This is a genomic window from Asticcacaulis benevestitus DSM 16100 = ATCC BAA-896 (genome assembly GCF_000376105.1).
GTDB lineage: Bacteria > Pseudomonadota > Alphaproteobacteria > Caulobacterales > Caulobacteraceae > Asticcacaulis > Asticcacaulis benevestitus.
The window spans coordinates 1-9,426 of sequence record NZ_AQWM01000011.1 but is presented as its reverse complement, the minus strand read 5'-3'; the positions used below and the strand labels follow the sequence as shown (position 1 = coordinate 9,426).

Annotated in this window: 9 protein-coding genes; 4 read left to right on the top strand and 5 right to left on the bottom strand. The window is 60.0% G+C overall.

Translation table 11 applies throughout. The features are described 5' to 3' along the window. Positions 1–21 precede the first annotated feature (21 nt). Positions 22–960: a UDP-glucuronic acid decarboxylase family protein gene (locus tag B060_RS0112580; protein WP_018082146.1), complete on the bottom strand. Its 939-nt coding sequence runs from the start codon at positions 958–960 to the stop codon at positions 22–24. Between the two features lie 160 nt (positions 961–1,120). Here B060_RS0112580 and B060_RS0112575 point away from each other — a divergent pair, with 160 nt between their 5' ends. Beyond that, positions 1,121–3,151 (top strand): O-linked N-acetylglucosamine transferase, SPINDLY family protein, encoded by a 2,031-nt coding sequence (locus tag B060_RS0112575; RefSeq protein WP_018082145.1) that lies wholly within the window; start codon positions 1,121–1,123, stop codon positions 3,149–3,151. Positions 3,152–3,671: 520 nt separating this feature from the next. On the opposite strand, the gene B060_RS0112570 is transcribed toward B060_RS0112575, so the two are convergent. Beyond that, a complete protein-coding gene (locus B060_RS0112570) occupies positions 3,672–5,135 on the bottom strand; it encodes a M20/M25/M40 family metallo-hydrolase (protein WP_018082144.1) in 1,464 nt (487 codons plus the stop codon). A 14-nt stretch (positions 5,136–5,149) separates the two neighbouring features. Then, positions 5,150–5,941 (bottom strand): competence/damage-inducible protein A, encoded by a 792-nt coding sequence (locus tag B060_RS24435; protein ID WP_018082143.1) that lies wholly within the window; start codon positions 5,939–5,941, stop codon positions 5,150–5,152. Here B060_RS24435 and sfsA point away from each other — a divergent pair. Then, positions 5,940–6,671: a DNA/RNA nuclease SfsA gene (gene sfsA / locus B060_RS0112560; RefSeq protein ID WP_342341562.1), complete on the top strand. Its 732-nt coding sequence runs from the start codon at positions 5,940–5,942 to the stop codon at positions 6,669–6,671. The genes B060_RS24435 and sfsA overlap by 2 nt on opposite strands. Here sfsA and B060_RS24430 read toward each other — a convergent pair. Together B060_RS24430 and B060_RS0112550 are read right to left on the bottom strand one after the other, a co-directional pair. After that, positions 6,668–7,276, bottom strand: coding sequence for a hypothetical protein (locus B060_RS24430; RefSeq protein ID WP_018082141.1), 609 nt, complete (start codon positions 7,274–7,276; stop codon positions 6,668–6,670). The genes sfsA and B060_RS24430 overlap by 4 nt on opposite strands. Positions 7,277–7,334: 58 nt before the next feature. Next, positions 7,335–7,754, bottom strand: coding sequence for a response regulator (locus B060_RS0112550; protein ID WP_031220155.1), 420 nt, complete (start codon positions 7,752–7,754; stop codon positions 7,335–7,337). Positions 7,755–7,873: 119 nt separating this feature from the next. Between B060_RS0112550 and B060_RS0112540 the strand changes: the two genes are divergently transcribed. Together B060_RS0112540 and B060_RS26540 are read left to right on the top strand one after the other, a co-directional pair. Then, a complete protein-coding gene (locus tag B060_RS0112540; protein ID WP_018082139.1) occupies positions 7,874–9,157 on the top strand; it encodes an MFS transporter in 1,284 nt (427 codons plus the stop codon). An 86-nt stretch (positions 9,158–9,243) separates the two neighbouring features. Continuing rightward, a partial coding sequence (locus B060_RS26540; RefSeq protein ID WP_157405638.1) for a helix-turn-helix domain-containing protein occupies positions 9,244–9,426 on the top strand: 183 nt, incomplete at its 3' end.

Here is a 9,426-nt window from a genome sequence, read left to right as displayed (position 1 = left end):
GAGCACCCCAACCGCAACAGGTCAGAGGTTCAGCTCGCTCTTGAAATAGGCAATGGTACGCTCAAGGCCTTCATCCAGCTTGACGTTCGGCTGCCAGCCGAGCTTTTCCCTGGCCAGTGAGATATTGGGCTGGCGCTGACGCGGATCGTCCTGCGGCAAGGGCTTATGAACCAGTTCGCTGCCTGCCCCTGTCAGCCGGATAATCTTTTCGGCCAGTTCCTTCATGGTGAACTCGACCGGATTGCCGATATTGATCGGGCCGGTGATGTCGTCCGGACTGTCCATCAGCTTGATCATGCCGTCGATCAGGTCATCGACATAACAGAAGCTGCGCGTCTGGTCGCCTGTGCCATAGAGCGTGATCGGCTCACCGCGCAGGGCCTGCACGATGAAATTGGACACCACGCGCCCGTCATTCGGGTGCATGCGCGGACCATAGGTGTTGAAGATGCGCATGACCTTGATGCGCAGGTTATGCTGGCGGTTATAATCGAAAAACAGGGTCTCGGCGCAGCGCTTGCCCTCGTCATAGCAGGCGCGCGGGCCCTGCACGTTGACGCGGCCCCAGTAGTCCTCGGTCTGCGGATGGACTTCCGGATCACCGTAGATTTCGCTGGTCGAGGCCTGAAGGATCTTGGCCTTGGTGCGCCGGGCCAGGCCCAGCATGTTGATCGCGCCGATCACGCTCGTCTTGGTGGTCTGGACCGGATCGAACTGATAATGCACCGGCGATGCCGGACAGGCCAGATTGTAGATTTCATCGACCTCGACATAGAGCGGGAAAGTGATGTCGTGGCGCATCACCTCGAAATAGGGATTGCTCATCAGGTGCGCGACGTTCTTGCGCTGGCCGGTGAAGAAGTTATCGACGCACACCACATCGTCGCCGCGCGCCAGCAGGCGCTCGCACAGATGTGAACCGAGGAAACCCGCACCGCCCGTTACCAAGATCTTCTTCATACTATCCCCTCGGCTTACATATGCGCCGTATTGTCCCGCCTCGCGCTTTGCCACGAGTCGCCACATTTGCCGAACTTATTTCACCGCCGGCGCGCACTGACCCGCTTTGACAAAAGGTTAACCGCGTTTAAACTCTCATGCGTAACGAATCGGGGACACCATGCCGGACACAGCACAGATCAAGCCTGCGGACACGAACGCCGGCAACGCCATGGGCGTGATGGAACTCATCCAAACGGCCGAAGCGCTGAAAAGCTCTGGGCAGGAAATGTCGGCCATCGCTCTCTACGATCAGTTCGTGGCCAACAATCCCGACCACCCCCTGCTCTACGCCCTGCTGTTCAATCTCGGCGTCATCCTCACCGACGCGCGCGACTTGCACCGCGCCCGCGAAGTGATGGAGCGCGTGGTCGAGATCGCCCCCGATTTCCACAGCGTCTACATTAATCTCGGCCGCATCTATGAGGGGCTGGGCGATAACGCTCAGGCCGTCATCACCTGGAACAACCTCGCCAGCCGCCTGAACCAGCTCAACGGCTCGGCGCTCAAGCACAAGACCATGGCGCTCAATCAGTCGGCGCGCGTGCTCGAAGGCGCCCATCAGGACGAGGCCGCCGAAACCGCCCTGCGCATCAGCCTAGAACTTGATCCGCACCAGCGCGAGGCCATGCAGCACTTCATCGCCCTGCGCCAGCGCCAGTGCGCCTGGCCGATCGTGCTGCCGTTCGAGAACATGACGCGCGATAATCTGCTCTCCGGCATATCGCCCCTGTCGATCGACGCCTATACCGACGACCCGATGTTCCAGTTAGCGGTCAGCTATCACTACAATCTGAAAGATGTCGGTGAACCGGTCGGCGAGATCATCACCAAGCACTGGGCAGCCCGCAATGGCAAGAAGACCGCTAACACCCAGCAGAAGATCCGCATCGGCTACCTGTCGTCCGACCTGCGCGAACACGCCATCGGCCACCTGATGTATGAGGTCATGGGCCTGCATGACCGGAGTAAGGTCGAGGTCTACAGCTATTATTGCGGCATCGCGACCGATGATGCGATCCACAACCACTATAAAGAAACCTCGGATCATTTCATCGACATCACCGGCATGGACGATGTCACCGCCGCCCGCCGTATCGCCGACGACGGCATCCAGATCCTGATCGATGTCAACGGCTACACCCGCGATGGCCGCGTCAAGCTTCTGGCCCTGCGCCCTGCACCGGTGATCGTCAACTGGCTGGGCTTCCCCGGCTCACTCGGCAGCCCCTACCACAACTATATCGTGGCCGATGACTGGGTGATCCCCGCCGGCGACGAAATCTATTACTCCGAAGCCGTCACCCGCCTGCCCTGCTACCAGCCGAACAACCGCCTGCGCATCGTGGCCGATACCGTGCCGACGCGCGCAGAGGTGGGGCTGCCGGAAAAGGCCTTCGTCTATTGCTGTTTCAACGGCACACACAAGATCACCAAATTCACCTTCGATCGCTGGCTGGAAATCCTCGCCCGCGTGCCCGACAGCGTGCTGTGGCTGCTCTCTGGCGCCGAAACTTCGCACGGCCGCCTGAAGGACTACGCCAAGGCCAAGGGCATCGATCCCGAACGCATCATCTTCGCCGCCAAGATGGCCAATGCCCACCATTTGGCGCGTTACCAGCTTGCCGACCTGTTCCTCGACACCACCCCCTACGGCGCCCACACCACCTGCTCGGACGCCCTGTGGATGGGCGTGCCGGTGCTGACCCTTTCGGGCCGCACCTTTGCCTCGCGCGTCTGCGGATCACTGGTCAAGGCCGCCGGTCTGCCCGACGACCTGGTGTGCACCACGGTCGAGGACTATATCGATCAGGCCGTGGCGCTCGGCCGCGGCAATGGCGATCTTGCGGCCTACCGCGAACAGCTTCTGGCCAACCGCATGACCAGCACCCTCTTCGATACCACCAAGCTGGTGAAGCACCTGGAAGACCTCTACGCCGGCATGTGGCAGGACTGCCTCGATGACAAACTGCCCCAGCCCGATCTCAGCAATCTCGATACCTATTTCGAGATGGGCCTGAAATACGACCACGAGGGCGTCGAGGTGCAGGCGATCAAGGATTATCGCGGCTTCTGGCAGGAGCGTCTGGCCCAGCGCCATGCCTACCGCCCGGTGCCCTACGATAACCGCCTGTGGAAAAAGCCGGACTAAGGCGGGCCTGCCAAAGAACTGCCCATCGCCTGAGCCCATGGGTGCGCTGCTCTCAGCGGCAGCGTTCTTCGGCGATTCTATGGGAAGAAAAAGTGGTGGTGCGGGCGGCCGGACTCGAACCGGCATGGGGTTGCCCCCGACAGATTTTCTTACCACTTCGGCTTTCGCCGCCGCACAGGCGTTCGTGGTCTGGACTATCCCTTCACCATGCCCTGATGGGGTTTAGGTGCTGCCCGTCTAGTCTCTACACCTTCCGGCTTTCGCCGGCTTGGCTCGGGATTACCAGTAAAAGGCTTCCCCGAATTTGAGCAGTTCTACGCATCGGATTTCCCCGATGGCACTCAATTTGGTCTAAGTCTGTAGCGTCTACCATTTCGCCACGCCCGCATAACCAGCCCGGCTTATAACGGGGGCATACGGCTCCTGTCGAGTGACTTTTGACGTCGGTCGCTTAAATGCGCATCGCAGCGCAAAAAAACTGTGCCCTCCCTCAATCAGAGGATTGAGAGAGGGCACAGACTTAGTGAGCCTCTTTGGGCGGCAGCTTGAAGCGGACGTCGGTATTGGCCATGAGCCACAAGGTGGCGGTATAGGCGGCGACGTTCTGGTTCAGTTGCTGCGGATCTATGCGGTCGAACGTATCATTGGCGGTATGGTGCGTATCGAAATAGCGGTAACCGTCCTGATTGAGATCGAAGGCCGGCACGAAGCCGTTCATGGCGCCGGAATCCTCACCGCCATTGGGCGTGGCCTTATCGTCGTAATAGATACCGAGCGGATAGAGCAGATTGCTCAGCTTGGTGACGAAGCTGGCATCATCCGTTGGCAGCAGCGCAAAATTGTTGAGCTTGTCGGCGCCAAAATCGGATTCGGCGTGCGCAACATAGTTCGAAAGCTCCGACTTGTGCGCCTCGCGAAAGGCACCGCCGCCGGTATCCGTCGTGTCACCCGCAGGTTGCGACACCTCTTCCGAACCCCAGAACACGACGCGGATGGTGCGCTTGGGCTTCACGCCCTGGTCCATCATGACCTTGGCGGCGGCCATGGTGATGGCGACGCCCGCGCCGTCATCAATGGCGCCCGTGCCGAGATCCCAGCTATCGAGGTGACCACCGACCACAATCACCTGCTCCGGATGTTCCGAACCGACCAGATCGGCGACGACATTCTGCGAGGTTTTCAGACCCAGGAACTGGCCCGTGGTCTTCATGCTGATGCGCACCGGACCGCCCTTGCCCGCCTTTTGCAGCACTTTGATGCGGCTCAGTTGCGAAACGTCGGGCGCGCTGATTGCCATGGCGGGGATGCCCTTGCCGTCGGTCCAGGCGCTCGCGCCAGCGTGGGCGAAGCGGTTGTTGTCAGTGCTCAGCGAGCGCATGACGTAGCCCACCGCGCCGCGCTTTTGCGCTTCAAGTTGCCCCTTGCCGCGCACCGTGCCCGACATGCGGCCATAGCCCGAACCGTTGCTGGCCTTGGCCATCGGCTGCAGAATGACGACGATCTTGCCGGCCACGTCGGCCTTGGAATCGAGAAACTCCCGATAGGTGTCGAACATCACCGCCTCGGCCTCGACCTCGCCGGCGGTCGAGCCGCCCAGCGATACACCGACCAGCGGCTGCGCAAACTCGCCCGTGATAGCGATGGTTTCGGGGCCACCGCGCGCCCAGACGTGCAGCGGGAAGCTTTCGATATGGACGTTCTGGAAGCCGAGCTCCTTCAGGCGCATCGCCGACCATTCGGCCGCACGCTTTTCCGAGTCGCTGCCGGCCGGACGCGGACCAAAGCGCGTCGTCAGCTCGGAGAGGAAATCGTAGGCGCCATTGGCCGTCAGGGCCGCATCGCGCAGGGCCGCGGCCTGATCCTCAACCGGCATGGGTGAGGCTAAAGCCCCAGAAGCAGAAACAGGCGCCTTCTTGGGCGCGGCTTCAGCGTGAAAGGCGGTCAGGGCGAGCACGGTGGCAAGGCCGGTGGCGATAAGCTTCATAAGTGTCCTCAGATCTAGGCGGTTATTTCTTCAAAACTGGCAAGCGGATTACGCGCCTTGCCCTGTTCGACGACAGAGACTAGGGCGGCTTTCAGCTCGTTTACGGCAGCATCGACGCGCTCGGCGTCCTGGCCGCGCACCACAAGCTGCGTGCCGAATGCGCCATCAAGCGACAGGCCGTAAGGATAGCTGCCGAGCGACAGATCGGTATAGCGCCCGTTGATCTCACGCAGGGCGTCGGCGGCCGAGCTTTCCCCGACATAGGACAGCTTGATGGTGCGCGACAGGACCGTATTGCCGGTGCGCAGGCGATGCACGACGTCTTCCAGCATGGCTTCCATGATCTTGGGCACGCCGGCCATGACGAACACATTGCCGATCTGGAAACCGGGCGCCGCCGACACCGGGTTGCTGATCAGTTCGGCGCCATGCGGAATGCGCGCCATGCGGCGGCTGTTGTCGTTGAGCGCCCAGCCCATTTTGAGCGCGCGATCGGTCAGCGCCTTGAGCGCCGCGGGATGTTCGCTGATATCAACGCCAAACGCCTTGGCTATGCAGTCGGCGGTGATGTCGTCGTGCGTCGGGCCGATCCCGCCGGTGGTAAAGACGTACTCATGGGTGTTACGCAGGGCATTGACCGTGCTGACCACCTGAGCCTCATCATCGCGGATCATCCGCACTTCCAGCAGGTCGATCCCTAAAGCGCCTAAGAATTTGGCGATTGTGTTGACGTTCGAGTCGATGGTACGCCCCGACAGGATTTCGTCGCCAATAACGATGATGGCGGCTGTAGGATTGTTCGGCATGGATGACACTCCGGTGGCAGATAATCAGCTTATACGCATGAGCGGCCTCATCAGAGGGCGGCTTGTGATGCGATACAAGCGATTCTTTGTGGATATCGAACTCGATACCGGCGACATCATTACAGCACACTGCCCCAATCCCGGCAAGATGCTAGGCCTGCTTAACGCCGGCACGCCCGCCCTGGTAACGCCGCTCAATGATCCGAAGAAGAAGCTGCCATATCGCCTGGAGGCTTTGAGCGAGAATGGTGCCTGGGTCGGCGTCAATACGCAGTGGCCCAATCGGGCGATTTACGAGGCCATAGCCGCGCAAAGGTTGCCAGAGCTTACGGGCTATACAGCTCTGCAGCCGGAGAAAAAATACGGTCACAACTCCCGCATCGATATCTATGCCAGCGGCCATTCGTTCCTGCCTGACGCCTATATCGAGGTCAAGAATGTCCACCTGTCGCGCCGCGCCGGTCACGCCGAATTTCCCGATTGTGTGACAGAACGCGGCGCCAAGCATCTCTATGAACTGATCACCATGGTGCAGACCGGCTATCGCGCCGTTGTCGTCTTCTGCGTCCAACGCGAGAATTGCACCACCTTCGATATTGCCCGCGATTGCGACCCGGCTTTCGGACGCGCCTATGACGCCGCGCGCAGTGCCGGCGTTGAGTTCATCGCTGTGGGGTTTGCTTTTTCGGAAGACGGCCTGCGCTTTGAAAAAGCGCTTAAAGTACTTTAGTCGAACAGAGCGTCGATAGCGCTCTGATCAGTTTCGGGGCCGCCAATCGCCGGGCCATTGAGCAACAGGTCGCGGCGACGAATCTCTTCCGCCGTCAACGCGTGCTCAGCCGATTCGCCTATGCCCAGGGTTTGCGACAGCCCGTTCAGCCGCTCCTCGATCTGCTTCAGCACCTTGATGATCTTGCTGACTCGCTGGCCGGTGATATCCTGAAAAGCGCAGGATTCGAACATCTTCATCACTTCGTCGTCGATCGCCACCTTGAGGTCAGGATCTCCGGCGTTCATGCCCATGATGGTTTCGGCCGAGGTCATAATGGCGTTTGTGGCGACCTCGGTATCGCGCGTGATGGCTTCCAGCTCCGCGTCGGCAGAGGGCAGCCCTTTTTCCGAGATTTCATGCGGGCGCAAATCGCGCAGCTCGGCCCGGGCCTTTTCGAGAAAACCGGCGATCACGCGAAATTCCGCCGTGCGCTGGGCATCAAGCTGGTGGAAAAAATCACGCGTCTGCGTCACAACCCCTTGCGATTGGTGCATCAGGTCAAGCAAATTATTATCCAGCGCCGCGTTAACGGTCGTGGGATCGGACGGGCTGGGCGCGTTCATATCTGTCTTCAGGTTGTCAGCAGCGTCAGGCAAGCTACCCTTGGTGCCGTGATGTGGGTCAGGATGCAACGGCCTGTTTGGAGGCGTCGATGTGACTCCAATAGGTATCGACATCGCCACAAATCTGCTTGACGTCATCAAAATAGAAAGGCTTTGGCAGCAGGAAGTTGACGCGGGCGCGACGGGCCTTGTTCAGGGATTCAGCGCTGGCGTCGGGGTTATCGAGCTGGCCGGCCGTCATGATCGCCACAGGCACATGCGGTGCCAGATCGCGGTAACCTTGCAGGTCGTCAAGCGTATTATGGCTTTCAACAAAGACATCGAGCAACAACAGGTCGAAGGCGCCAACCCTCAACTGTTCCTGTGCTTCATCGGATGTGACAACACAGGTTGTTTCATAACCTACGCGCTGAAACATCTTACTGATAATCGTCGCCTGGGTGCGACTGTCTTCAAGAATCAATACATGGCGAGACACGCGGGGCTCCACTACTTCGTCAACTGTGACATACTGTCGGCCATTATCATGATTATGTGTGATTATTAGGTTAACTGCAGGGTTCCGTTTCGACGCAAAATGCGCTAGGCCCCGTGGTCATGACCTCTGCTTCCCCTTTGACCGCCCAAAAGCCGCTCAACTCGCCGGCCCATGTCCTGATCGCCAGCCTGATCGGCACAACCATCGAGTTCTTCGATTTTTACGTCTACGCCACGGCGGCGGTGCTGATTTTTCCGACCGTTTTCTTTCCGGCCAGCGACCCGACGTCCGCGCTGTTACAGTCCTTCGCAACCTTCTCGATCGCCTTCTTCGCGCGCCCGATCGGCGCCATCGTCTTCGGTCATTTTGGTGACCGCATCGGCCGTAAGACCACCCTTGTCGCCGCGCTTCTGACCATGGGGATCTCAACCGTCGTCATCGGCCTCCTGCCCGGCTACGCGCAAATCGGCGTCTGGGCGCCGCTCTTCCTGGCTTTGTGCCGCTTCGGCCAAGGCTTCGGACTGGGCGGCGAATGGGGTGGGGCCGTGCTGCTGGCCACCGAAAACGCGCCCGAAGGCAAGCGCTCGTGGTACGGCATGTTCCCGCAACTGGGTGCGCCCCTAGGTCTGTTGCTGGCTTCGGGTATCTTCTGGATTTTGCTTCACTTCATCTCGCAGCAGGCCCTGCTGAGCTGGGGCTGGCGCATCCCGTTTATCGCCTCCATCGCTCTGATCGCTGTCGGGCTATGGATGCGCCTGTCGATCACCGAAACACCGGAATTCCAGTCAGCGATCGACAAGGCCGAGCGCGTGAAAGTGCCGCTGGTCGAAATTTTCCGCCACCATAAACGTAGCCTGTTCCTCGGCACCTTCGTGGCGCTGGTCACCTTCGTTCTGTTCTATATCGGCAGCGCCTGGCTTTTGTCGTATAACGTCAAGGTGCGCAAAATCCCCTTCCTTGAAGCCCTCGAAGTCCAGATCCTCGGCTCGATCGCCTTTGGCCTGTTCATCCCTTTCACCGCCAAGCTGGCCGAGCGTTTTGGCCGCCGCGAAGTGCTGATCGCCACCACCGTTTTGATCGCCCTTTTCTCTTTCCTGCTACCTGTGCTGATGAGCGGTGGCGAGAGCGGTATCTTCATCTTCGCCGCCGCGGCCATGGCGTTGATGGGCATGACCTACGGCCTGATCGGTACGGCGCTGGCCGCCCCCTTCCCGACCGGCGTGCGCTATACCGGCGCCTCGCTCACCTTCAATTTCGCCGGAATTTTCGGGGCCTCACTGGCGCCCTATGCCGCCACCTGGCTGCAAAGCCATTACGGCCTTGGCTTCGTCGGCTACTATCTTCTCGGCGCCGCCCTGATCACCCTGGCCTGCATCTTCGCGTCCGGCAAGGACGAGGTCTAGAGCATTTTGCGACCTGTTTGACTCTTGGGGTTTCCAAAAGACTCGAATAGTGATTCAAGCTGGAGGCCGCGGAGGAGGCGGCTTTCATGAGTCATGCCTATTCAGTCGATCTTCGCCAGCGCGTCGTTGATTACGTGCTGTCCGGTCATAGTTGCGCATCTGCGGGTGACCGTTTTGGTGTCAGCGAGTCAAGCGCGATCAAGTGGACGCGCCGTTATCGGGAGACGAAGGAGATAGCTCCTAAAAAGCTGGGTGGGGATCGGCGTTCA